This is a genomic window from Campylobacter concisus (genome assembly GCF_050447445.1).
Lineage (GTDB): Bacteria > Campylobacterota > Campylobacteria > Campylobacterales > Campylobacteraceae > Campylobacter_A > Campylobacter_A concisus_BI.
The window spans coordinates 869,727-894,404 of sequence record NZ_JALMFW010000001.1; the positions used below are offsets into that span (position 1 = coordinate 869,727).

Below are 24,678 nucleotides of genomic sequence, written 5' to 3' on the forward strand. Positions count from 1 at the left end.
CACCTCATCTCAAACTTTATTTACATAGCACCATACCTAAGGAATACTACTTTAAATGTTTTTATAATTATTACAATATCCATCCAAATATTCCAGTTCTTCATATACCATATGTCCATTTGGGCTCGTGTAGCAAAATCCACATTGCTTCGACCACTAACCTGCCAAAGTCCAGTAAGCCCGGGCTTACAAGATAAAACAAGCGGTAGGTATTCTCCAAAATCTTCCATTTCATTCGGAAGACATGGCCTTGGACCAACCAGACTCATCTCCCCTTTTAGAACATTTACTAGCTGCGGCAATTCGTCAAGTGACGTTTTTCTTAAAAAGCTGCCGATTTTAGTTACTCGGGGATCATTTCTATATTTTTTATACTTTTTATAATATACTACTTCTTCCGAATTTTTATCCAACCATTCTTGCATAAAACTTTGGTCAGTATGCATTGAACGAAATTTATAGCATTTGAATATTTTTCCATCCAAACCTATTCTGTACTGGCCAAAAAAAATATCGCCGGTTGGTTCTTTTACCTTTATGATTAAGATAACTACGCCAAACATGATTACCAAAAAGGGTAAAGCAAGCAATAATATTAATAAATCTAACAATCTTTTCAAAATTAAATTAAATTTGCTTTGAAGGGAATTTTGAATAGCAAATAGATTCGTGCGGGAGTTAAAAATATTATAAACACAGGCCCTTGAAAAGTCATAACCATTAAGTATTGGAGTAAATAAGATTTCTTTGTTATCCTTTATGTTCTGTTCTATAATAGTATTTAGAGTTTTAGGCTTAATATTGTTATATCCTATCAAAAGAGCATCATAGCTTTTTCCAACGGCTTTTACATAACCCAAATAATGGTTATTAAATATTGCGTATTCAAGCTCTTCGCTATTTTCTACACATAAAATTCTAGCCTTTTTTTGCCAGATGCCTACATAAAAAAGTATACGTTTGAATATAAATTTAAATCCGGGTAAAAGTATAATCATAGATAAAAAACTAAATAATAGGGTTACTTTTGAAAACAAACTATTTTCTATCGCAAGCACAAGGCAAAGTAAAAAGCCTAATATGCAACTTTTTATTATAATTTTGCTTTCATGCCAAAAATCAAATCTCCTAATATAAATACCCTGATAAGCAAATAAAGATATTATAGTAATATAAACGTAGATGTACTCTCGATATGTAAATATATCAAAAAATAACGGGCTTCCATAAATAAGATTTTTGACAAAAATGCCTAAAAATATAGAGCCAAAAATAACAAAAATATCAGCTAGCAACAGCAATAAAAATGATAAAATTTGCCTCATTTTAATGCCTTAAATTCATTAAATTTATGCTCTATGTAAGTTTTTATCTCCTCCTCAAATCTTTTACGAGAAAATCTAAGTGAGTTTCTGCGAATAAAAGATGGATCAAATTTATCCACATTATGTTCAAATTTATCCAGCGCTCCAAGTAGGCTCTCAACGCTTTGATCATAAAAATAAACACCACTGACGTTATCTATCACCGTCTCACGTACTCCGCCATTGCCGTAGCATATAACGGGCGTGCCGCACGCCTGGGCCTCTACTGGAGCGATACCGAAATCTTCCTTGGCTGCGAATATAAAAGCTTTCGCATTTTGCATCATATGCTTTATTGTTTCGTTGCTTTGATATCCTAAAATTTCTATATTTTTTTTAGCCTTACTTTTTATTTTGTCCATATCTGGACCATCGCCGATAAGCACAAGCTTTCTATTAATTTGTGAAAAAGCCTCCACTATAACATCTACTTTTTTATATGGCACAAGCCTTGAAACAGTCAAATAAAACTCATCTTTATTTTCCTTGGCCTCAAATTTATCGGTATCTACTGGGGGATATATTACATCGCTCGCCCTACCATAAATTTTTTTTATACGACTGGCAATATAGCGACTGTTTGCAATAAAATAATCCACACGATTTGTGGAAATCAAATCCCAAATACGAATTTTATGTAGAAAATATTTCGCAAAAAAACCCTTTAATCCACTATTCAGCCCGCTATTTTTCAAATACTCAAAATATAAATCCCATGCATAACGAATTGGCGTATGAACATAACTAATATGAAGCTGATCCGAATGAGTCAATACCCCCTTTGCAACCGCGTGAGAACTGGATAAGATTAAATCATACTCGCTTAGATTAAAATTCTCAATAGCATATGGAAAAAGCGGTAAATAATCACGATACCTACTTTTAGCGAATGGCAAATTTTGAATAAAGCTCGTATGGGCATGCTTATTTTTTAATATTCCATACCTATCTGTATCATTCAAAAAATCGATCAAACTATAAATTTCAAAGTCAGCCCAAATATTTGTGAAGCTCTCCACACATCTTTCTGCACCAGCGTAAACATTGAGCCAATCGCATATTAAAGCTTTTTTTATCATCATTAATACAAACTATAAACTCTCAAAGGTAAAATTACAAATTTTTTCTTTATTGCTTATTAAGATATAATCTCCACCACCCCTTAGAACCAATAACTTAGTTGCATGCTTTTTTACAAAATTTATATCATGAGTTATAAATATAATTGTTTTTTTGTTAACCAGTAAATTATCAAAAAAATCAAAGCATTTTTTCTGAAATTTCTCATCGCCAACTGCTAAAATTTCATCAAATATATATATATCACCATTGGCACATCGTGCTATTGAAAATGCCAATCTCATTTTCATTCCAGACGAATAGTATTTCAATGGAGTATCCACAAACCTCTCAATTTCAGCAAATGAAAATATCTCTTGCATATTATCCTTTATAAAGCATATATCCATTCCTAATAATACGCCATTTAAAAAAGCATTGTCACGACCACTTAATTCATCACTAAAAGCAACACCCAGCTCTAAAAATGGTATAACTTTACCATCTACAACAATATCACCTTTCGTAGGAGTTGATGTCTTTGCTATAAGCTTGGCTAAAGTAGATTTTCCAACACCATTTCTACCAACTATACATAATATATCCCCATTGTCAATACTCATCGACATATTATTTAGAACATCAATAGTAGGTATGCTATTTATGTTTCGAAAATAATTCTTGTAATTTATAGCGAAACTTTTCAACGAATTTGTATGAACCCTATATGATTTATATGACTTACTAACACTTTTAAATACTATCATAGAAAATCCGAAATTTTTGATTTTAATTTATTTTCAATAACTAATGATACTACAAACAATAATACAATTACAGCACTATGTAATACCCAAAGCCAAATATCATATATTAGAATAGGCGTATATCCATTAAAGAAACAATATTTAATATTTTCTAATGGAAAGGATAATAAATTGGTGCAATAATATAAAGTTTCATATTCTTTCGGAATAGGTAATTTATAAATAATCGGAGTTAAAAAAACGCCATAAATAAGGACAATTTCCCAAATCTGTTTTATATCTCTAAAAAAAACATTTAAAAAAGATAGGATTATATTTAAACTTAATATTAATATACTAATCTGCAGGAAAGAAACGGTAATAATAAAAAATTTAAATATATTAAAATCCGATATAGAATTATATGAAACCAGATATATAATTATAAAGATAATAAAGTTTATACAAAAGTTAAATAATGGCGTTAAAAAGGCGGCAATAGGCGGTATGAGTCTATTGACATTTATCTTATTTATTATTGAAGCTTTGCCAACAAATGAATTTAGCCCCAGCGATGTCGCTTCTGAAAAAAATGTCCATATTAATACACCGAAGAACAATCTTAATGCGTAGCCATCATCAGTATCTACTTGTAAAAATACACCGAAGACTGTAAAGTATACAAAAAACTGCAGTAATGGTTTTATAAAAGACCATGAAAAACCAATAAAGCTATTTTGATACTTTAACTTTAAATCCATATATGCTATTACAATTAATTTTTGGTAGTTATTTAATATAAAATACATCATCTTTTATCCTTTTCAAACAGACTAATGTGCAAATTTATATTATTCTCAATGTTATATTTATCGTAATATTCAATTAGCCCTTTTGAATAATTATCTCTATAAAATAATATCTTTTGAGCCAACTCGACATAATTCCCGATGTCAAATGTCTCAAATGCACCTGGCGCATATTTTGATAGTTCAAAAAACGCCTTATTGTTAGAAAAAATTGATTTTGCTCTTGTTTCTAATGTAATTGAGGCTACACCAGACCCAGATTGCCCCGTTTCCTTATATGGCAAAACAGTAAAATTTACTTGATTCAACGCGGTGATAAATTCATCATCGCTCAAAGAGCCGCAAAAATATACCCTATTAGATAAATCACCTTTTCTTCTATTTTTTATTTCCTTTATAAGTATTTCTAAATATGGATCAATATCGCTATTGCTTAGTATAGACTGCGGGTGCTGACTTCCAAAAATCATAAGCTTATAGTTTTCTGGCAAAATTCTCAATGCTTTAATGGCTGTTAAATGCCCCTTGTAATCACTAATAAAACCAAACACGCCTATTATAACATCGCTATCGCCCAAATTATACCTATTCCTAAATACCTTATTACTTTCTATAGCTTTGTCGCAATAATATTTTATCTCATTACGATTCAAAAAAGTTATTGGAAAATCAAAAACATTATCGAAACCAAACATATACTTAATAATCTCTTTTTCCCTCTTTGTATGAACTATAATATTTACATTACGCTCATTAGAAGCATACTTAAAAAAAAGTATTAGTTTTGCATATAGGCTTGGATAATATGAGCTATCTCTGTATTCCTTTATTGCCTTCATTGGAGAATTTATAACTTTTTTTAAAAAATCAACTGATAAAAAACTATTTTTCACGTCAATTCTATGCATTGTAATAATTAGGTTTTTAGAACTCTCAACAATTTTCTTTAATCTACTATATATATCTCTTCTTTTTATACCAAACAATCCAACTTCTAGCTGAATATTTACATAGTCATAATCTTTAAGTTTACTACATAGATCATCAATATGCTGCTGCGCCAATTTTTTATATTGTCTATTTTCGGATCGCAACAAGTTAACGCGTAGCGAAAGTACATCTACATTATAGTATTTTTCAAATTCTTTCTTTAATGCAAATGCATATGTGGCATTTCCACACAATTCATTATAGCTACTTACTATAGCCAATTTGCTCTTTTTCATATCAGATTACCTTTATTGTTAATATACCATTTATATATCATTCTATACAACCCTTCTTTTAAAGATACGTTAAAATTAAAATCAGGAAAATAGATTTTTATGGATTTTAAAGAGCAACCCTTAACTCTTCTTCCTTCTGGCTTTTTTAGATTATTAATGATGGTAATTTTTTTATTTGCGATTTCTGCCACTAACATAACCAAATCATTCATAGATATAACTTTTTCGTGTCCTATATTTAGCAATGGGATCAATTGATCATTAAAAGCGATTCTTACCAATAGTTCCGCACAATCGTCGGCATGAACATACGACCTTTTTTGATTTCCGCTACCCCAAACTTCTACGTCATTACTAGTCATAACCTTATTTATAAGCATCGGTATAGCCTGTGAGAATTCGCCGGCCCATCTGTATGACTCGCCATAAATATTCAATGGCCTAACTATTGAAAGTTCAAACTTATTCACTACAGATAGTAATTTTAATCTATCCTCAAGGTATCGCTTTGAAAAACCATAACCTATATTTGCGAGCTCTGGAAAATTACCCAAGGGAGAGGATTCATCAACGATATCTTCTCCGTCATCAGAATATACGCAAGATGAACTAATATAAACAAGGCGCAACCTGTCTGGATTTTGCTTTAGCAAAAATGATATAAAATTCTCATTCAACTTTACATTATTATCATAAAGTTTTAATTGATTTTTTTCAGAAAACCCCAATCCCAGCATAAAACTGACTAAGTGAAATATTACATCAAAACTACCTAAATTATACTTTTCGATATTACATATATTATCTTTAATAAAATTGCACTCCAGCGGTATATTATTAATCTTTCCTCTAGATAAATCATCAAGTACGGTTATGTCTTTATATCCTTTTTTGATCAAATTTTTTAATAAGGAAGCCCCTATTAGTCCCGCCCCGCCTAATACTAAAATTCTACTCATTTTATATGTTTATCCTATTTACAAATTCTTCTAGGCTAAAAATGGCACTATAATTAACTTTATCTCTTTGGGTTCTTTTTATAACTTGCATTAACTGTATACTATTACCTGGATCAAAAAAACTAATTGCTCTACCAAAATGCATCTCAGCCATTTCAAATGTTGTACATCTGGTTGCTACTATACTCTTCTTAAGTTCATATGCTTGTGATAAAACAGAACTTGCACTCATATATGTTTCCAGATAGCTAATTAAGACTATATCCATTTTAGACATTACTTTGAAAAAGTCAACATTTCCAAGTTTATCATAAAAAAGGACCCTATTTGCAATATCAAAATCTTTAAACTTCCATAAAATTTCATCTAATTTTTCTATGGATACATTTTTCTTACAAATCTGTCTTTCACCAGGATGAGCTCCACCTACTATATGGAGCCTATAATTACTTGGTAAAATAGTTAATGCTTTTATGGCAGTCTCAAAATCCTTATGGGCATTAATATAGCCGAACATACCAATATCTACATAATTGGCCTTATCATTAATATACGTTTTAGAGTAATTGCAAAAGTAAGATCTTATCTTGTTGCTAAAATATGTTACCGGATAGTAAACTATATCTCCATTATATATTCTCTTAACAGCATTATAGTCTTTTATATTATTAACCCAGATTTTACTTTTATTATTAATACTATTTACAAAACTAATTATGTCTAGGTATAAATTAGTAAAGGTATCATCTTGAATATGAAAAGAATGAACAAATAAAACCAATTTGCTTGAATTTTCCAATATATTAAAAATATTTCTTCTCATATCTTCCAATGTATCACCATACATACCAAGTTCCAAATGCAAATGTGTAACATCAGACCTTTTTACAATCTCTATAACATTTTCAATATTATTATTAAATTTAGACTTGTCTCTTAGTACTGGATTGTATATGTTATTTATGGCTCCGGTATCGGCAAACGCTAATCTTGCCCCAATGGCTCTAGATACCCTTGTGGCATATAGTTTAACTGGATTATCTTCAGAAAAATCACAAACAACGGCTATACTATTAGTTTTATTTCTTAATAAAAATCTATTTAGCATACGTCATCTTCTTATATTTTGAATATTTTCACAAAACCAATCCCAGGTAATTTTTAGACCTTTATAAAGATCATATTTTGGCTCAAAACCAGTTGATTTTAGTTTAGTTAAATCATATGCACGATAATCTTGTCCATTAGGCTTCGTACTGTCCCATTTGACCTTACAATGAAGTCCGGTTATATCTGCTAAATTATCCACTATATCCTTTATTTTTATAACGCTACTACTACCAATATTCACAGCACCGTCTATATTAAACATTATATTTATAAGTGCTTGTGCAGCATCATAGGAAAATAAAAAATCCCTTTGAGCAGATCCATCGCCCCAAACAACAATATCATCACCATTTTTATAAGCTCTATAAAATTTACTAATCAAAGCCGGTGTAACATGTCCGAAATTTTCATCAAATTTATCATGAGGACCATACAAATTACAACTAATAACAAAAGCAAAATTGGTATTATAGCTCTTTTTATAGGCACACAACTGTGCGTACATAGCTCTTTTTGAAATAGCATAAGAGTCCTCAGAATCATGTGGATACCCCATCCACATCATATCTTCTTTTAGCGGTAACCCAGGAGACGGGTATGGGTAAACACATCCAGAGCCCATCGCTACTATTTTTTTAACATTAAAAATCCTACTGGCCTCGACAACATTAGTATTTATCATAACATTATCAAGATAAGATAATCCCTTATTTTCCATGTTTCCCATTATACCATACACTCTAGCTGCATTATGAAAAACATAATCTGGTTTCAATTCTGCAAACATTTTCAATGTTTGTTCCATATTTGTTAGATTATACTCTCTGCTGGTTGGCGTAAATATCTGTGTATATCCTTGTTCTTGCAATAATTTTTTTAAGGCATACCCAACCAAACCATTGCCACCGGTAATCAAAATTCTAGAATCTTTTTGCATGTTTCACAAGCTCCTTTATATTGCTAATTTTATTAAAATATCTACTTTCTTTTATGCTTGAAGCAGTTGTAATCAAATAGTTTCTCCCTACACCGGCATTTATACCAGCCTCAACATCTGAAATTTTATCACCGACTAGTATAGAATTTTGCAAATCTATACCAATTTCTGCCTTTGCTCTTAATATCATACCAGGCCTTGGCTTTCTACACTCGCACTCTACACCGAATTCTGGATGATGCGGACAGTAGTACACTTTTGTAATATTAATATTATTTGACTTAAATTCACCAATCATCCAATTGTTTAATTTAATGAAATCGTCTTCCGTATATAATCCTCTTGCTATACCGGCCTGATTTGTGATAACTACTATAAAATAATCAAGCTTTTGAAAATATCTACAAACATCAAATATACCATCTATAAATTCGAATTCAGAAATTTTATAAAGATAATTTTTTTCTATGTTTATAACCCCGTCTCTATCCAAAAATAGAGCTTTATATAACATATTTTAGCTCCTTTTGCGCCTTATAATAGTCCTCCGGAATACCTACGTCAATGAAATATCCATTATCTATTACTCCATAAATTTTCTTTTCTTTATAGTTTTTATTCATAAAATCTTCAAAAGAAAATTTTTGTACATCTTCATTATCTAAAAAATTTTTCCTTATAATATATAAACCACCATTTATTAAACCGTTCTCGCAATACTTTTTCTCATTAAATCCAATAACCCTATTTGCGGAATCCAACTTTACAATACCGTACCTATCAAAGTTACACATTGGCTTTAAACATAGAGTTAAGTCTGCTAAATTATTTAGATGACTTTTGAATAGCGCATCCAAATTTACGTTAAAAAATGTGTCGCCATTAAGCAACAAGACATTCTCGTTATTGCAAAATTTTAACGACTGCTTTATTGCGCCACCGGTGCCCAATGGTTCTTCTTCTACTGAATATTTTATACTTATATCAAAAAACGTATCACTAAAATATTTAATAATAGTGTCTCTTTTATAGCAAACAGACAATACCACTTTATTAATATTATTTTTTTTAAGGTATCTAAAAATGTATTCCAAGAATGGTATACCCATTATTGGAGCCATTGGCTTCGGGACATTAGAAACTACTGCCTGAAGTCTAGTACCAAGACCTCCGGCTAAAATTATCGCTTCCAAAACTGAAAACCTTTACCGAATATAAATTCTTCTACAACTGCACATATGGTGTGAGCTATCAGAATATGTCCCTCCTGTATTCTCGGCGTTTCGTTAGATGGCATGCATATACAATAATCGCAGACATTTTTCATAAGACCACCATTTTCACCGGTAAACCCAACCGTTAAAATATTATTTTCTCTCGCATACTTTAAAGCCTCTATTATATTTTTAGAATTTCCACTGGTAGAAATACCCAAAAATACGTCGCCAGCTTTCCCATTTGCTTGAAGTTGCCTTACAAAAATTTTTTCATACCCATAGTCATTTCCAATGGCCGTCAAAACCGACGTATCCGTCGTTAAGGCGATAGATGCTAGTCCTGGCCTATCAAAATAGAATCTACTAACAAATTCTCCAGCAATATGCTGGGCATCTGCCGCACTACCACCGTTGCCAGCTATTATGGTTTTATTTCCATTTTTATATGCTTTGACTATCGCCAATGATACTTCTCTTACAACCATACCGATATCCTTAGAATTGTAAATTGCTTGTTTTAGCTCCAAGGACTTCCCAAACTGATTTATTATAAAATCATTAATCATACTTTCCATGCAGTAGTTCCTTCCTTTGTGAAATTGAAATTTATAACTTTTCCACCGCTGTTGTTCAATGCCTTAACAAGCTGATATTTTTTTATGGGATCGACCATAAAAAACATAAAGCCGCCGCCGCCAGCACCGCTAACCTTGCCAGAATATGCACCATTTTCAAGCGCAATATTTAAAACTTTATCTATTTCACTATTCGTAACAGATTTTGCCATATTTTTTTTAGACTCCCAAGATTTGCCCAATATCTTAGCAAAGCCGTTGATATCACCCTTTAATAAAAACTCTTTCATTAAACGGGCATCATCTTTTACTTGGTGCATGGCCTCCAATAGTTTAGGATTTTTTGTTGCGGTATTTTTCTTTTCTTCTTCTATAGCGGATGCAGACCTTCTTATCCCGGTAAAATACAAAACTATTGATGATTCAAATTCATTAATAATCCAATTTTTAACTCTTAATGGATTTACTATCACCCTATTATTATCATAAAATTCCATAAAATTAAATCCGCCAAAAGTTGCAGCATATTGGTCTTGTTTACCACCAATTATACCAACATCAATTCTTTCTATTTCATAAGCAAGATAGGCTATTTCATATTCTCCTAATGGCAAGTTTAACCATTCGCAGAATGCTTTTATTATTGCTACCACCATGGTTGATGAGCCTCCTAGACCGCTACCGGATGGAGCATCAGAATATGTGGTGAGCTTAAATGATAACGCATTGCCATTATTATAGCGCTCTATTATCTTATTATATATGCTTTTATATAAATCCAGCCTTCCATCACAACTAATAAAATTGGTCTTTGCAACTTCTACGAATTCATTTTGATCTAATGAATTAAAAATTATCTTGTCGTCATTAGTAACTTCTATATTACAATAGGCATACAAATTTAGAGTAGCGTTTAAAACAGCCCCTCCATAAGTAGAGTAATAAAATTCTATATCCGTACCACCGCCAGCAAGCCCCAGTCTTAGCGGTGCCTTTGATCTAATTATCATACAATATCCTTTGCTATATTTATCTATTTAAAGGAATCTTACCTTTTGAAATCTCATCCCTCCAGTGATTCAGTAGATCTAAGAACATTTTTTTGGTCGGTATTTCAGGTTTCCAATCTATAAATTGTCTAATTTTGGTATTATCAAACATTTGATAATCCGCATCTATCGGCCTTAATCTGTCTGTATCCGTTTCAACCCTTATTTTATCCTTCATGGTGCTATAACCGATTAATAAATCTACAACTTCTGGCAATTTATAGGCTTCTTCACCAGCAATATTAAACGCCTCGCCACAAGGAATATTCCCCTTTTCGCTCTCTAATGATAAAAGATAATAAGCCCTAACAGCATCCCTTGCATCCTGAAAAGTTCTAACGCTTGACAAATTTCCAACCTTGATAACTGGCTCTTGTAGCCCAGCTTCTATTAGTGCGATCTGTTTTGCAACTGTACTTTCAAAAAATACGTCGCTTCTTCTAGGCCCAGTGTGCGTCCCCATTCTAGTTATAAAAGTTTTTATATTATAAGCTTCGCCATAAAATCTACCCAAATAATCGGTTCCAATTTTACTAATACTGTATGGGCTTGCTCCATGAAATTTAGTATCTTCATTTAGTTTTTCACCAGGCTTTGCTCTACCATAAACCTCACTCGAAGAACAGATGTGAACCACTGGGTCATAACCATCTGTCTCTTTAAATTGTCTAATAACTTCCAGCAGGCTAGCAGTTCCTATGATATTCGTCTGTAGTGTTTCTATTGGAATATTAAAAGATGTTTTTGGAAATGATTGTGCAGCCAAATGAAATATTACATTTGGTCTCACTGCATTAATCATCCTATTAATTGATGCATAATCATTCAAATCAGCATAGTATATACTAATCCTATCCTTTTTATTTATCCTGTCATTTAGATGATATAAATTATCCATAGGTTCTTGCCAACGCATCATTCCAACTATCTCATAGCTAGTATTTTCTAGCAAAAAATCAGCCATCTGTGAACCAACCTGCCCTGTAATACCGGTAATTAACGCCACTTTACCCACTATATAATCCTTTTATATAAAATTTTTATTTATCAATTTCTATCAAAATCGTCTTCTATCCTAATAATATCATCTTCTCCTATATACTCCCCCCCACTTGCACCTCTATTAAAATAACCGGCATATTACCATTGTTTGCCAAACGATGAACTTCTCCTGTTTTTATATATGTCGATTCGTTTGACTCAACTAGTCTAATTTCGCCTCTTACGGTTACGGTTGCCACACCAGATACAACCGTCCAGTGTTCGCTTCTATAAAGATGCTTTTGCAAGCTCAGTCTTTTGCCGGGTTTAACCACTATCTTTTTCATCTTATAGCCGCTACCCTCGCAGCACCTCGTAGCTACCCCACGGACGGTATACGCTCGTGCGCGCTTCGCAAATTTTAGGAAATGAATTTGAAAAGTGCTTATAAACCTCTTTTACCTTTTGCGAACTGCCTTTTTTGGCGATCAAAAGCGCGTCTTTGGTATCGACTACGAGCAAATTTTGCACATCCACGAGCGCGGTGGGTTTTTTGGTTAGGATAAAATTTTCGCTTGCGCCTATTTGTAGCGATTCGCCGATATTTTTTATCTTTTTACTCAGCTCGTCAAAGCTACCCATATCGCTCCAGCCCGCATCAAGAGGTACCATTTTGATATTTAGGCTTTTTTGCATTAGCGCATAGTCGATGCTGATATCTCTTCGATCTTATCCATAAAATTCGGACTTATTTTTAGCAAATTCGGTTCGTTCGCCGAGCCCTCTATCGCCGCAATAACGTCTTTTACGATACTTGGCGCGTATTTTTTTATCTCGCTTAAAAACACGCCCGCCTTAAAGCAAAACATACCGCTGTTAAAATAATATCCGACCTCTTTTATAAATTTAGTCGCGGTTTCAAGGTTGGACTTTTCGATAAACCGCTCCACGTCGCCGTTTTTATCGGCCTTGATGTAGCCGTAACCCGTGTTTGGCTCGCAAGGCTTTATGCCAAACGTCGATAAAAGCCCTGACTTGCGTAGCTTTGCGCGATCAAAAGCGCTTTTTTGTACTCCGCTTCATTCTCGATTAGATGGTCGCTTGGAGTAACTAGTAAAATTTCGTCCTCATCGCAGCAAAGCGCGGCAAACGTAATCGCCGCGGCAGTGTTTTTACCGAAAGGCTCGAGGGTAAATTTGTCTATTTTTTTACTTCCGCATTCATCAAGCGCCAAAAAATAGTGCGCCTCATTGCAAACGATGATCGTTTTTTGCGCGTGCATGTTGCGTCTAAGCGTAAGGTCAAAGAGAGATTTGCCGTTAAGAAGCCTAATAAATTGCTTTGGCATTAAAGTGCGAAATAGCGGCCAAAGTCTCGTGCCCGAACATCCGCAAAGTATAACGTTTGTCATTTTTACGCCTTTTGCTTTAAATTTTCAACCAAATTTAAAAATGTTTCTTGTAATTTTACAAGCAAATTTTGATCCTTGGTCTCAAATCTCGTAACGATAACCGGCGTAGTATTCGAGGCTCGCACTAGCGCCCAGCTGCCGTCCTCAAATCTCACTCTAACGCCGTCTATGTCAATTATTTCGGCTATCTTGCCTAGACCTGCTAGCAAATTTTGCGCGTCACCTTTCTCATAAATTTCAACCAAAACCTCTTTTAGCTTTGCAACCAGCTTAAATTTTTGCGCATCGGTCGTTTTTACCTTGATCTCGTCGGTACTAAAAACCTTTGGCAGTTTATCGAGCTCGCCGTCTAGGTTAAAGCCCTTTGCAACCAGCTCTAGCGCGCGAAACATCGCGTACGTCGCGTCGTCAAAGCCAAAATACCGCTCCTTAAAGAAAATATGCCCGCTCACCTCGGCCGCCATGTCGATATTTAGCTCCTTCATCGCCTTTTTGATGTTACTGTGGCCGGTCTTACCCATAAAGCTTTTGCCGCCGTGAACGTCGATCTCGTCGTACATATTTTGCGAGCATTTTACCTCGCCGAGAACTCGCGGACTTTTCATCGCAAGGCTATATAGATATGCTAGCTCGTCGCCTTTTATGTTGCGTTTTTTGGTCAGAACCGCGATACGGTCGCCGTCGCCGTCAAAACCAAACCCTATGTCAAATTCGCCCTTTAGTGCGGCTTTTAAATCGCTTAAATTTTTCTCCTCGCTAGGGTCTGGATGATGGTTTGGGAAGTTGCCGTTGGGCTGGGCATATAAAATTTGAGCGTTCAAATTTAACGCCTCGCAAATTTCGGGCAGAACCGCTCCGACCGCTCCGTTTGCGCAGTCGATGACGATTTTAAGCGGCAAGGCTTTTAGATGTGCAAACTGTTCTATAAGAAAATTTTTATAAGGCGTCGTGATGTCGAATTTCTCGGCTCTCAAATCATCGGGGATTTGAGTTTTTGCCGCGATGTCTGCTAGCACGGCGACTTTTAACTTTTGCAAATCCTCGCCGAAGTAACTATCCTTAAAAATCGTGATTTTAAAGCCGTTGTACTCTTTTGGATTATGAGAGCCGGTTATCATTACGTTTGCGTCAAATTTATCCGAAAACACGCTAAAATACCCGACCGGCGTCGGCAGTAAGCCGATACCATAGACCTTGATCCCGGCTAAATTTAGCCCGCTAACCAGCCAGCCAAAAATCTCATTTGCACTTAGCCTAGCATCATACCCCACACTAACGTTTTTTGCGCCTCGTCGTAGCATTTCTCGGCCCAAATTTAACCCGATCGCCTTGACGCTAGTTTCGTTTAAATCTTGCCCGAAAATCCCGCGTATATCGTATTCTCTAAAAATTTCTTCTATCATAAATTTATCTTTTTATTAAGTAACTTTGGAATTATAGATAAAAAAAATTAAATTTTTATTAATTCTAGTCATTTTATAAATTTGAGACTTTAGAGATTTACCCGACGAAGAGTCGGGTAAATTTGGGCTTACATCATGCCGCCCATACCACCCATTCCGCCCATGTCAGGCATTGCAGGCATTGCTTTTTCTTCTTTTATCTCGCTGATAGTTGCCTCAGTCGTTAGTAGCAAGCTAGCCACGCTAACAGCGTTTTGAAGCGCAACTCTCTCAACTTTCACTGGATCAATGATACCAGCTTCAAACATATCTACATATTCGCCAGTTGCAGCGTTAAAGCCAAAATTTGCATCTTTGCTTACTTCAACAGCATTTGCTACCACGCCAGCGTCAAAGCCAGCATTCTCAGCTATCTGGCGAAGTGGGGCACGAAGCGCTCTTCTAACGATCTCGGCACCGATTGCCTCATCTCCTTGTAAATTTAACTTAACGCTCTTTGAAGCAAGGATAAGCGCTGAGCCGCCGCCCACAACAATACCCTCTTCAACAGCTGCGCGAGTAGCGCTTAGAGCGTCATCAACGCGGTCTTTTTTCTCTTTCATCTCAGTTTCAGTCGCAGCACCTACTTTGATAACTGCCACGCCGCCGCTTAGTTTTGCAAGGCGCTCTTGAAGTTTTTCTTTGTCATAGTCGCTTGTTGTCTCAGCGATTTGCGCTTTGATCTGAGTTATTCTAGCGTCGATCGCTGACTTTTCACCTGCACCATTTACGATAGTTGTGTTGTCTTTGTCGATAACTACGCTTGAAGCTTGTCCAAGGTCGTTTATAGTAGCACTCTCTAGTGTTCTGCCTAGCTCTTCACTGATAACTTCACCACCTGTTAAGATAGCGATATCTTCAAGCATTGCTTTTCTTCTGTCGCCAAAGCCAGGAGCTTTTACAGCTGAGATGTTTAGCACACCGCGAAGTTTATTTACAACAAGTGTTGCAAGTGCCTCCCCCTCGATATCTTCAGCGATGATTAGAAGTGGTTTGCCACTCTTTTGTATTTGCTCAAGCACAGGGAGTAGATCTTTTAAATTTGTGATCTTCTTGTCAAATAGCAATATAAATGGATTGCTTAGCTCAACTTGCATCTTTTCAGGGTTTGTGATGAAGTATGGGCTTAGATATCCGCGGTCAAACTGCATACCCTCAACAACGCTTAGCTCGTCTTGGATAGACTTTGCCTCCTCTACTGTTATGACGCCATCTTTGCCGACTTTTTCCATCGCATCAGCGATAAGTTTGCCAATACTCTCGTCTGAGTTTGCAGAGATAGTAGCGATCTGAGCGATCTCTTTTGAGCCAGAAACTTTTTTAGAAATGTTTTTTAGCTCTTCGATAAGCGCTACTACTTCTTTATCCATGCCGCGTTTTACTTCGATAGGGTTTGCACCAGCAGTTACGTTTCTAAGGCCCTCTTTAAATATCGCATGAGCTAGTACGGTCGCTGTTGTAGTACCGTCACCTGCTTGGTCATTTGTCTTGCTTGCTACTTCTCTAACTAGGCTTGCACCCATGTTTTCGATAGTATCTTTTAGCTCGATCTCTTTTGCAACGCTAACGCCGTCTTTTGTGATATTTGGAGCGCCAAAGCTCTTTTGGATAAGGACATTTCTGCCTCTTGGCCCCATCGTAACTTTAACTGCATCATTTAGTTTTTTTACGCCCTCGTATAGGCGATTTCTTGCATCATCAGAGTAAAAAATTTCTTTTGCCATTGTTTTTCCTTTTTAAATTATTTAATCACACCTAAAACGTCGTCGATGTTTAAAACAAGATATGTTTTATCATCTAAATTTATCTCAGTGCCACCGTATTTTGCAAATACAACTTTATCACCAACTTTTATACCCTCTACTTCAGCACCGACTGCTTTTACCTCACCGCTTAAAGGTTTTTCTTTTGCGTTATCAGGTATAATAATGCCTGAAGCTGTGGTCTTTGTCTCTTCTACACGTTCGACTAGAACACGCTTGCCTAATGGTTGAAAATTCATTGTTCATCCTTTTAGTTTAATTGTCTTTTTTAGCACTCTTTATTTTTGAGTGATGAGATCCTAGCACTTTTTTCTAAAAAAGTCAATAATTTATAGTTAAAATTTATTAAAACTTTAGTCACTTACACTAAAGTTTTATGATATGTAAAACTAATATAAAGGAAATTTATGAAAAAAATAGCCTATTTAGTAGCGGCTTTGGCGCTGATAATCCTTTGCATTTTTGGCTTTATATTTAGCTCTTTTGGTAATAAATTTATAGCCAGCAAAATAGAAAAAGAGGCGCTAGCTCGTGGTATCGATGTCAAATTTAAAGACTTTAACCTTGGGCTTAGCACGCTAAATTTAGAAGCGACCGTGATGGATGCCATAAATTTAAAGGCAAATGGCGAGCTTTCCTTGCTTGCTCAAAGTATGAACTTAAACATAGATATAAACGCCGACAAGGCAAAGGCTAGCGAGCTTGGACTAAAAAAAGATGTCGCACTTAAGGCAAATGTGGCCGGTAAATTTAGCGACTTCAAGCTAGCGGCCACTGGCACGGCGCTTGGCTCAAATATAAATTTAAACGCAAATTTAAAAGACTACCTGCCAAAAGCTCTAAATCTTGACGCTAAAAATATCGAGCTTTCTGAGATCTCAGCTCTGGCGCAAAAGCCAAATTTAGCTAGCGGCAAGCTTGATCTAACGAGCAACATGCAGGGGGTTGATGAGAAAAATGAGCCCATCATTAACGCTCAAATTTTAGCAAGCGGTGCAACGATAAACAAAGAAATTCTAAAAAATGAATTTGGGCTAAATTTAGCAAAAGATATAAACTTTAAAGGCGGAGTAAATGCTAAATTTGCAAATGAAAAAGTGAGCGCAAAAACCCTTATCATTGCGCCTGAAGCCACTTTAAAAGCAAATGAGACGACTTATGATCTAGCTAGCAAAAATTTAAAGAGCGACTTTTTGCTAAACGTGCCTGATCTTGCCCTTTTTGGTAAGCTTTTTGGGCAACAGCTAAGTGGCGCCGTGGATGCAAACGGCGAAATTTTAATGCAAGAAAGTGCCCTTCAAAACCTAAAAGCTGAGATAAACGGCCTTGGCGGCAAGATAAATGCAAATTTTGATAGCAAAAACTTAGCCCTAAATGCAACTAACATCAAGCTAAAAGAGCTTCTAGCGCTTGCCTTGCAGCCTAGCTACGCAGACGGGCAGATAAATTTAAACGCAAATTTTAGTGGCTTTGACGAGCTAAAAAAGCTTGCGGGCGAGGCTAAATTTGAGATAAAAAACGGTCTTATAGATAATGGTCTTGCAAAGCTTAAAAATGCGGCGAAATTTGAGCTAAAAGGCGGCGCCACAGCAAAAGGTGAGCTTGTAAATTTTGAAGCAAATGTGCTTAGCGACCTTGGCGAGTTAAAGGATGTAAAGGGCGTTTTTGACCTAAAAAACAGCCAAATTTTTAGCAAATTTGCCCTGCTCATTAGCGACCCTGAGAAATTTAAAGCGGTTAGTGGCTTTGAGGTTGGCTCAAAGATGGCGCTTGTGGGCGATGTGAGGCTCAAAGATAGCAAGATAGATGAGCTAAATTTAGGCGGCGATGCCTTTGCTGGCAAGCTAAACGCCACCATAAAAAATGAAAATCTTGATCTTAGCCTAAAAGAGGCGCAGTTAGGAGAGATCTTGGCACTTAGCGGCAACGACAGACTGGCAAACGCCAAGGCAAATGTCCAGACAAAGGGGCAAAACATCTTTAGTAAAAGTCCAAGCGTTGCTGCAACGATCGCTTTAAATGATGGTAAATTTAACGCCGCAGCGCTTAGCAAAATGCTTGATAAAAAATTCCCTGAAAATGAGAAATTTAGCTCAAATTTGAGCCTAAACTATAAAGGCGACATAGCGAAATTTAGCGGCGACTTTCTTAGCTCGCTAGCTGATATAAAGGGCATAGATGGCAGTTTTGACGTGGGTAAAAGCACGCTAAGCTTAAAACTTCAAGCGGTAGTTTCAGAGCTAAACAAGCTTGCATTTTTAGCTGGTCGCGAGCTTCACGGTAAATTTGCAGCCCTCGTAACGGCAGAGGGCAAAGTGGATGATCTAAGCGTGAAAGCCACTTCAGATGATCTATTCAAGGGCAAACTAGAGGCAAACTACAAAGGTGGTGCGCTTGATGCGGTGCTAAAAAACTTCGAAGTCAAGGGACTAACGCAGACTTTGGGGCTAGATCATCTATATGATGGCAACGGCGATGCTAAATTTGACTACGAAACAAAGCAAAAGCTCGGTAAATTTGACATCTTGCTAAAAGAGGGTCACCTAGCCAGCACAAATCTCACAAACAATATAAAAACCTTCACCGGCAAGGACATCACAAAAGAAATTTACAAAGACGGCAAAATTTACGGCGATATAAAGGGCGATAACGTCGTTTTCAACGTAAATTTAAGCTCGCCAAAGAGCGATATAAAGGTTACAGGCGGCACTTACAATACCGCGACAAAAATGCTTAACGCGCCGCTTGTTTGCAGGCTAGAAAAGACCGATCTAAACGTGCAAATTTCAGGCACGACGGACAAGCTAAAATACGACGTCAGATCGCAATATCTTGAAAATAAGGTCAAAAAGGAGATAGGTAGATTTTTAGATAAAAAGCTTGGCAAAGATGATGAGAGCACAAACGGCGAAAAGCAAAATTTAAAGGGGCTTTTAAAAGGGCTATTTTAGATGAAAAAGGCGGAAAATTTAAAGTATCTAATGGGGCTTGGGCACTTTTGTAGCGACATAAACCAAAGTGCGCTTGGCGCGATGCTGCCATTTTTCATCGCGAGCTACCACTACGACTACGCTACGGCCGCCTCGCTCGTGACCGCCACAAATTTAGCAAGCTCGCTCATCCAACCGCTTATCGGCCGCTTAAGCGACAAAAAAGAGCTACCATACGTCATCCCGCTTGGGCTGCTGCTTGCGGGCGGGGGCATGAGCCTCACTGGCTTTGTCACAAACTACTACCTCATCTTGGTCTGTGTGATGATAAGCGGTATCGGTGCCGCGCTCTTTCACCCAAGCGCCGCAAGGATCGTAAACTACGCCTCAAACGCCAAAAATAGAGCCAAAAGCATAAGCATATTTTCTTTTGGTGGTAATGTCGGCTTTGCAGTTGAACCCATTTTAGTTGCCATTTTTGTGGGAAATTTTGGCCTAAAAGGGACGCTGGTCTTTATAATCCCACAAATTTTTCTAACACTTTTATACCTTAAAAAGGGCAAATTTATAAAAGCGCTAGAAGGCAGTCATAAAAAGCAAATTTCACAAAAAACAAGCGCTCTAAAAGACGATCTGGGCGCATTTTTAAGGCTTTGTATGTGTATATTTTCACGCTCTATCGTCGCTTTTGGCTTTGCGGCATTTTTCAGCATCTACCTCATCAAAATTTTTGGTCTTAGCAAAGAGGCTGCAAATGTAAATTTAAGTATGTTTTTTGCTGCAGGTGCGATCTCTACGCTATTTGGCGGAGCGCTAGCGGATAGATACGGCCTAGTTAGACTCATCAAAATAAGCCTAAGCATCGCCGCACCGCTAGTCGTGCTAATGCTCTTTATTGACAGCTACGCGCTATTTCTCGCGGCCTCCATGTGCGTGAGTGGCTACATCAGCCTATCTTTTAGCCCTTCAACCCATTTGCACAGCTTTATTTGCCAAATCAGATCAGCTTATAGGTTTAGTCAGGCGTAACGCTTGGCCTTAGCATAACAATCGGCGGCATATTTGCGACGGTCATCGGCAAAATCGCTGACATCTTTAGCCTTATACACTCATTTTACTTTATCGCAGTAGTATCGCTTATATGCGCGGTTTCTAGCTACTTTTTAAGGCCAGTCACGAGATAAATAAATACCAAATTAAAATAAATTAACCTGATTTAAAATATTTAAATATTTTTTAGACTAATTACAATAAAATAACTAATTTAATTTAAGGAGTAAATTTGGAACCGTTACAACAAGAAAAAAAATATATGTTAAAAAGTGCCAGAGAGTTGGGGATTATATCTTGTATTGTGGCGATATTTAAGTATCTAGTTTTCGTTTCAGGGCTTTACAAAACCCTTGATCGTGATTTCAGTCTTATCATCAAAGCATGCTGCGACTCTATCAGTTGGCTACTTTTATTTTTTGCTATTTCATTGATATGCTCTATTTATAATTCCTCAAAACTAAGAACATATTTTAAAATTTTTACTATTTTCATTTTGATATATGTCATTTTAACTCTTTTGACTTTTAAAATTGTTATGTATCTAGGAGAAAGAAATTTTAACCATGATGATTTTATCTTTACGATATTGAATTATTTTTATAGCGACGAAGAGATCATGTATAATCATGACCTGTTTAAACAGCTATTTATTTATCGTAGCTATTTATTGAGAGTATTATTCGTAACAGCATCACTATTTTTATTTATATCTATCGCAAAATTAGGAAAAATAACAAAAGAAAAAATGTTTTGGGCTTATGCGTTATTTGGCGCATCTCACATAGCAAGCTACTTTATTAAAATTGATCACAAAATTTATAATTATATTGATATTGGAGCTTTCTTTCTTGCTTTAATCGCATGGTGGCGACTAAAGACACAAGCAAGTAGTGACGAAATTCAAGTAACTATCGAAGATGGGATTTTAAACGTGACTACTATCAAATCTCCAAGCCAATTAGCCGTGAAAGCCTGTTTAGTTGGCCTTGTTGCAACATTTTTTTACTATATATTTTTTGAATATTTATTAGCACATCAAGAAAGAATGTCACTTCGACCAATAATATTTATAAAGCCTCTTGCTTACGCGATAATATTAGCGGTTATTTGCTCTGCCATTAAGCAGATAGCACGTACGTTAAATGAGATAAGACTGCATACAAATTTCTTATTTTTCTCCATCCTTTTTGTGATATTTACAATAGCAAAAGCAACAACTGACTACATGTATATATATGCTTACGATTATAATTTTTTAAATATCTTTGGTACGCACAATGCCTCAATTAAATCTTTAGTTTCTAGTGCCAATACAATCTTATACATTGGAGTATTTGCTCATTTGTTAGCTACAGTATTTTTATTTTTATTTACAACAAGATTAGTGAGTGCAACTAAAAGTAGGCTATTTTGGATAAATTTTATATTGTTTGTGGTAAGTTCAGTCATACTTTTAGCACTACTATTTCCAGGTAAACCAGACTTTATAGGCCTTTTAACCAAAAACATAGACCTTTTTAATATAGCAGAGTTTTTCTTTTTACTAATTGCTTGGTATAGCGTGAAAAAAGACACAAGAGAGCAGGATAGATCATAAAACGGCATTTGGCGATAAATTTATAGTTTAAACAGCTAAAGACAAGATAATTTTTGTCTTTGGCTTCGCTATGAGGAGACGAAGCGAAATTTTACGATACAAAGGAGCATACATATAGTATGTGACTGATGTAGAGTGAAATTTTAACGACGTATAGCAGAAAAAGACAAATCGCCAAAGACAAGAAATTTTTTGTTTTAGACAAGGCGGATGAGCAAAAACAAGGGAGCATATATAATATTAAATGTGAGCAACATTAAAATTTAAATTTATATAATGGCAGTATTTTGTGATAGATTTAAATGTTGTGCAGTTAAAATTTGCGCAGACTAGACACATAGTCTGTCGAGCAAAATTTTAGCAAGCTCATTTAAAGATACACAAAAGACAACACTTATATTTTTCTCATCTTTGCTATCTCATCACGTAGCGCCGCCGCCTTCTCAAACTCCAGCTGCGCCGCCGCTTCAAGCATCTGCTTTCTTAGCTCTTTTACGATCGCTGCTCGCTCACTTGCTGGCATCTTCTCTAAATTTTTACCGCGTTTATAAATTTCACCATCATCTTCGACGTGCAAGCTCTCTTCGATATTCCTGCTTGCAGAGTGCGGCGTTATGCCGTGAGCTTTGTTGTATTCATCTTGAAATTTACGCCTAGCTGTCGTCGTATCGATCGCCTCTTTCATCGAGTGCGTGATCTTTTTGGCAAACATTAGCACCTTGCCATTTACATTTCTAGCTGCGCGCCCCATCGTCTGTATAAGGCTCGTTGTCGAGCGCAAAAAGCCCTCTTTATCAGCATCCATGATCGCTATCAGGCTCACCTCTGGTAGGTCCAGCCCCTCACGGAGCAAATTTATGCCTATTAGCATGTCAAATTCGCCACTTCTAAGCCCTCTAATGATCTCATTTCGCTCGATCGCGTCGATGTCTGAGTGCATATACTTGACCTTGACGCCAAGCTCGATGTAGTAGCGGCTTAGCTCCTCGGCCATCTTTTTAGTTAGCACCGTAACTAGCACGCGCTCACCTCTAGCGATCACCGCCTTTGCTTCGTCAAATAGCGCCTCGACTTGATTGTCACTATCTTTTATCTCAATGAGAGGATCAAGCAGCCCAGTAGGTCGCAAAATCTGCTCATAGACGTGCCCCTGACTGATACCAAGTTCATACTCGTTTGGCGTGGCTGAGACAAAGAGAAATTTCGCCTTTTTGCTTATAAACTCGTCAAATTTAAGCGGTCTGTTATCAAGCGCTGATGGCAAGCGAAATCCATACTCCACAAGCACCTCTTTACGGCTCCTATCGCCTGCGTACATGCCCCTAAACTGCGGCAAACTCACGTGACTCTCATCGACGATAACAAGATAGTCTTTGCCACTTATCTCAAAGTAGTCAAACATCGAATACGGCGTCTCTCCAGCCTTTTGTCCAGTTAGGTGGCATGCGTAGTTTTCGATACCTTTGCACATACCAGTGCTTGCCATCATCTCAAGGTCAAACTCCACCCTCTGCTTTAGCCTCTGTGCCTCTACTAGCTTGCCCTGCTCGTTAAACTCTTTTAAACGAATATCAAGCTCCTCTTCGATCTCTTTCATAGCGATCTTTAGCCTATCAGCACCCACGATGAACTGGCTGGTGGCGTAGAGCGTAAATTTAGAGATATCTTTTAGCCTCTTGTTATCAAGCACGTCAAAATGATACATCGCATCGATCTCATCGCCAAAAAACTCAACTCTTAGGGCTTCGTCGTTATAGTAAGCTGGATAAATATCAACCACGTCGCCATTTACACGAAAATCCCCCCTATCAAAGTAGTTGTCATTGCGCTTATAGCCCATATCCACAAGCTGTTCTAAAAGCTTTCTTTGGCTTATTTTCTCGCCCACGTTAAGATATGCCACCATCCCCTTATACTCGCTTGGATTGCCAAGTCCGTAGTTTGCAGAGACTGATGCCACGCAGATCACATCATCAAAGCTTAGCAAGCTAGCCGTTGCAGAGAGACGCAAGCGCTCAAGCTCCTCATTTACCGAGCTATCCTTTTCTATATATAGGTCGCTTCTTGGGATGTAGGCCTCTGGCTGGTAGTAGTCGTAGTAGCTTATGAAGTACTCGACATGATTTTTTGGGAAAAAGCCCTTAAATTCGCTATAAAGCTGCGCAGCTAAGGATTTGTTATGCGTCATTATCAGAGTTGGCATATTTAGCTCACGTATGACGTTTGCCATGGTAAAGGTCTTGCCAGATCCTGTGACACCTAAAAGTGTTTGATATTTGTTACCTGATTTTACACTTTTTACTATCTCTTTTATCGCTCTTGCTTGGTCACTGCTTGGGCTAAATTTAGATGAAATTTCAAATTTACTCATTGATCGCCTTTAAATTTGGGAGAATTTTATAGCAAAGATAGTACTTTGTCAAATGAGAATTTTAATAAGAATTTAGCCT

Annotated in this window: 20 protein-coding genes and 1 pseudogene; 3 read left to right on the forward strand and 18 right to left on the reverse strand. The window is 36.4% G+C overall.

All coding sequences use genetic code 11. From position 1 onward, the window contains the following. Positions 1 to 20 precede the first annotated feature (20 nt). From MTT30_RS04575 to groES, 17 genes and pseudogenes are all read right to left on the reverse strand, one after another. Entirely contained in the window at positions 21 to 1,325 is a 1,305-nt protein-coding gene (locus tag MTT30_RS04575) for a sugar transferase (RefSeq protein ID WP_429801142.1), read from the reverse strand. Continuing rightward, positions 1,322 to 2,440 (reverse strand): glycosyltransferase family 4 protein, encoded by a 1,119-nt coding sequence (locus MTT30_RS04580; RefSeq protein ID WP_429801810.1) that lies wholly within the window; start codon positions 2,438 to 2,440, stop codon positions 1,322 to 1,324. Before MTT30_RS04580 ends, MTT30_RS04575 begins: the two co-directional genes overlap by 4 nt. 15 nt (positions 2,441 to 2,455) lie before the next feature. Next, the gene (locus MTT30_RS04585; protein ID WP_429801143.1) at positions 2,456 to 3,190 is read right to left on the reverse strand and encodes an ABC transporter ATP-binding protein; all 735 of its coding nucleotides are present in this window, start codon (positions 3,188 to 3,190) and stop codon (positions 2,456 to 2,458) included. Further along, entirely contained in the window at positions 3,187 to 3,981 is a 795-nt protein-coding gene (locus tag MTT30_RS04590) for an ABC transporter permease (protein WP_429801144.1), read from the reverse strand. Before MTT30_RS04590 ends, MTT30_RS04585 begins: the two co-directional genes overlap by 4 nt. Then, on the reverse strand, positions 3,978 to 5,204 hold the full coding sequence (locus MTT30_RS04595) for a hypothetical protein (RefSeq protein WP_103628392.1): 1,227 nt from the start codon (positions 5,202 to 5,204) through the stop codon (positions 3,978 to 3,980). Before MTT30_RS04595 ends, MTT30_RS04590 begins: the two co-directional genes overlap by 4 nt. Further along, complete coding sequence (locus MTT30_RS04600) at positions 5,201 to 6,163, reverse strand: NAD-dependent epimerase/dehydratase family protein (RefSeq protein ID WP_429801145.1); 963 nt, start codon at positions 6,161 to 6,163, stop codon at positions 5,201 to 5,203. Before MTT30_RS04600 ends, MTT30_RS04595 begins: the two co-directional genes overlap by 4 nt. Before the next feature lies 1 nt (position 6,164). Further along, the gene (locus tag MTT30_RS04605; protein ID WP_429801146.1) at positions 6,165 to 7,271 is read right to left on the reverse strand and encodes a hypothetical protein; all 1,107 of its coding nucleotides are present in this window, start codon (positions 7,269 to 7,271) and stop codon (positions 6,165 to 6,167) included. Positions 7,272 to 7,274: 3 nt separating this feature from the next. Further along, positions 7,275 to 8,210 (reverse strand): GDP-L-fucose synthase family protein, encoded by a 936-nt coding sequence (locus MTT30_RS04610; RefSeq protein ID WP_103628389.1) that lies wholly within the window; start codon positions 8,208 to 8,210, stop codon positions 7,275 to 7,277. Continuing rightward, a complete protein-coding gene (gene gmhB, locus MTT30_RS04615; RefSeq protein ID WP_103628388.1) occupies positions 8,194 to 8,724 on the reverse strand; it encodes a D-glycero-beta-D-manno-heptose 1,7-bisphosphate 7-phosphatase in 531 nt (176 codons plus the stop codon). The genes MTT30_RS04610 and gmhB overlap by 17 nt, the downstream gene beginning before the upstream one ends. Next, entirely contained in the window at positions 8,714 to 9,403 is a 690-nt protein-coding gene (locus tag MTT30_RS04620) for a nucleotidyltransferase family protein (RefSeq protein WP_429801147.1), read from the reverse strand. Before MTT30_RS04620 ends, gmhB begins: the two co-directional genes overlap by 11 nt. Further along, a complete protein-coding gene (locus MTT30_RS04625; protein ID WP_429801148.1) occupies positions 9,391 to 10,002 on the reverse strand; it encodes a D-sedoheptulose-7-phosphate isomerase in 612 nt (203 codons plus the stop codon). The genes MTT30_RS04620 and MTT30_RS04625 overlap by 13 nt, the downstream gene beginning before the upstream one ends. After that, positions 9,990 to 11,012, reverse strand: coding sequence for a dehydrogenase (locus tag MTT30_RS04630; protein WP_429801149.1), 1,023 nt, complete (start codon positions 11,010 to 11,012; stop codon positions 9,990 to 9,992). The genes MTT30_RS04625 and MTT30_RS04630 overlap by 13 nt, the downstream gene beginning before the upstream one ends. Positions 11,013 to 11,031: 19 nt before the next feature. Then, positions 11,032 to 12,066: a GDP-mannose 4,6-dehydratase gene (locus MTT30_RS04635; RefSeq protein ID WP_103628384.1), complete on the reverse strand. Its 1,035-nt coding sequence runs from the start codon at positions 12,064 to 12,066 to the stop codon at positions 11,032 to 11,034. Positions 12,067 to 12,098: 32 nt separating this feature from the next. Then, a pseudogene (locus MTT30_RS04640) lies at positions 12,099 to 13,443 on the reverse strand (mannose-1-phosphate guanylyltransferase/mannose-6-phosphate isomerase). Positions 13,444 to 13,445: 2 nt separating this feature from the next. After that, positions 13,446 to 14,846: a phosphomannomutase/phosphoglucomutase gene (locus tag MTT30_RS04645; protein ID WP_429801150.1), complete on the reverse strand. Its 1,401-nt coding sequence runs from the start codon at positions 14,844 to 14,846 to the stop codon at positions 13,446 to 13,448. Between the two features lie 128 nt (positions 14,847 to 14,974). Continuing rightward, positions 14,975 to 16,609: a chaperonin GroEL gene (gene groL / locus MTT30_RS04650; protein WP_429801151.1), complete on the reverse strand. Its 1,635-nt coding sequence runs from the start codon at positions 16,607 to 16,609 to the stop codon at positions 14,975 to 14,977. Positions 16,610 to 16,626: 17 nt separating this feature from the next. After that, positions 16,627 to 16,887 (reverse strand): co-chaperone GroES, encoded by a 261-nt coding sequence (gene groES, locus MTT30_RS04655; protein ID WP_103582931.1) that lies wholly within the window; start codon positions 16,885 to 16,887, stop codon positions 16,627 to 16,629. 168 nt (positions 16,888 to 17,055) lie between these two features. On the opposite strand from groES, the gene MTT30_RS04660 reads away from it, so the two are divergent. The 3 genes from MTT30_RS04660 (at position 17,056) to MTT30_RS04670 (ending at position 22,228) form a co-directional block, all read left to right on the forward strand. Next, positions 17,056 to 19,599 (forward strand): tryptophanyl-tRNA synthetase, encoded by a 2,544-nt coding sequence (locus tag MTT30_RS04660; protein WP_429801152.1) that lies wholly within the window; start codon positions 17,056 to 17,058, stop codon positions 19,597 to 19,599. After that, entirely contained in the window at positions 19,600 to 20,607 is a 1,008-nt protein-coding gene (locus MTT30_RS04665; RefSeq protein WP_429801153.1) for an MFS transporter, read from the forward strand. Between the two features lie 253 nt (positions 20,608 to 20,860). Further along, the gene (locus MTT30_RS04670; RefSeq protein WP_429801154.1) at positions 20,861 to 22,228 is read left to right on the forward strand and encodes a hypothetical protein; all 1,368 of its coding nucleotides are present in this window, start codon (positions 20,861 to 20,863) and stop codon (positions 22,226 to 22,228) included. Between the two features lie 394 nt (positions 22,229 to 22,622). Here MTT30_RS04670 and uvrB read toward each other — a convergent pair whose 3' ends face one another. Then, the gene (gene uvrB, locus MTT30_RS04675) at positions 22,623 to 24,599 is read right to left on the reverse strand and encodes an excinuclease ABC subunit UvrB (protein ID WP_429801155.1); all 1,977 of its coding nucleotides are present in this window, start codon (positions 24,597 to 24,599) and stop codon (positions 22,623 to 22,625) included. Between the last annotated feature and the right edge of the window lie 79 nt (positions 24,600 to 24,678).

What these genes read in the sequence shown, in the direction of transcription:
- MTT30_RS04575 (WP_429801142.1), bottom strand. Translation starts at nt 1,325, where the DNA reads ATGAGGCAAATTTTATCATTTTTATTGCTGTTGCTAGCTGATATTTTT.
- MTT30_RS04600 (WP_429801145.1), bottom strand. Translation starts at nt 6,163, where the DNA reads ATGAGTAGAATTTTAGTATTAGGCGGGGCGGGACTAATAGGGGCTTCC.
- groES (WP_103582931.1), bottom strand. Translation starts at nt 16,887, where the DNA reads ATGAATTTTCAACCATTAGGCAAGCGTGTTCTAGTCGAACGTGTAGAA.
- MTT30_RS04585 (WP_429801143.1), bottom strand. Translation starts at nt 3,190, where the DNA reads ATGATAGTATTTAAAAGTGTTAGTAAGTCATATAAATCATATAGGGTT.
- gmhB (WP_103628388.1), bottom strand. Translation starts at nt 8,724, where the DNA reads ATGTTATATAAAGCTCTATTTTTGGATAGAGACGGGGTTATAAACATA.
- MTT30_RS04665 (WP_429801153.1), top strand. Translation starts at nt 19,600, where the DNA reads ATGAAAAAGGCGGAAAATTTAAAGTATCTAATGGGGCTTGGGCACTTT.
- MTT30_RS04605 (WP_429801146.1), bottom strand. Translation starts at nt 7,271, where the DNA reads ATGCTAAATAGATTTTTATTAAGAAATAAAACTAATAGTATAGCCGTT.
- groL (WP_429801151.1), bottom strand. Translation starts at nt 16,609, where the DNA reads ATGGCAAAAGAAATTTTTTACTCTGATGATGCAAGAAATCGCCTATAC.
- MTT30_RS04595 (WP_103628392.1), bottom strand. Translation starts at nt 5,204, where the DNA reads ATGAAAAAGAGCAAATTGGCTATAGTAAGTAGCTATAATGAATTGTGT.
- MTT30_RS04625 (WP_429801148.1), bottom strand. Translation starts at nt 10,002, where the DNA reads ATGGAAAGTATGATTAATGATTTTATAATAAATCAGTTTGGGAAGTCC.
- uvrB (WP_429801155.1), bottom strand. Translation starts at nt 24,599, where the DNA reads ATGAGTAAATTTGAAATTTCATCTAAATTTAGCCCAAGCAGTGACCAA.
- MTT30_RS04630 (WP_429801149.1), bottom strand. Translation starts at nt 11,012, where the DNA reads ATGATAATTAGATCAAAGGCACCGCTAAGACTGGGGCTTGCTGGCGGT.
- MTT30_RS04590 (WP_429801144.1), bottom strand. Translation starts at nt 3,981, where the DNA reads ATGATGTATTTTATATTAAATAACTACCAAAAATTAATTGTAATAGCA.
- MTT30_RS04610 (WP_103628389.1), bottom strand. Translation starts at nt 8,210, where the DNA reads ATGCAAAAAGATTCTAGAATTTTGATTACCGGTGGCAATGGTTTGGTT.
- MTT30_RS04645 (WP_429801150.1), bottom strand. Translation starts at nt 14,846, where the DNA reads ATGATAGAAGAAATTTTTAGAGAATACGATATACGCGGGATTTTCGGG.
- MTT30_RS04660 (WP_429801152.1), top strand. Translation starts at nt 17,056, where the DNA reads ATGAAAAAAATAGCCTATTTAGTAGCGGCTTTGGCGCTGATAATCCTT.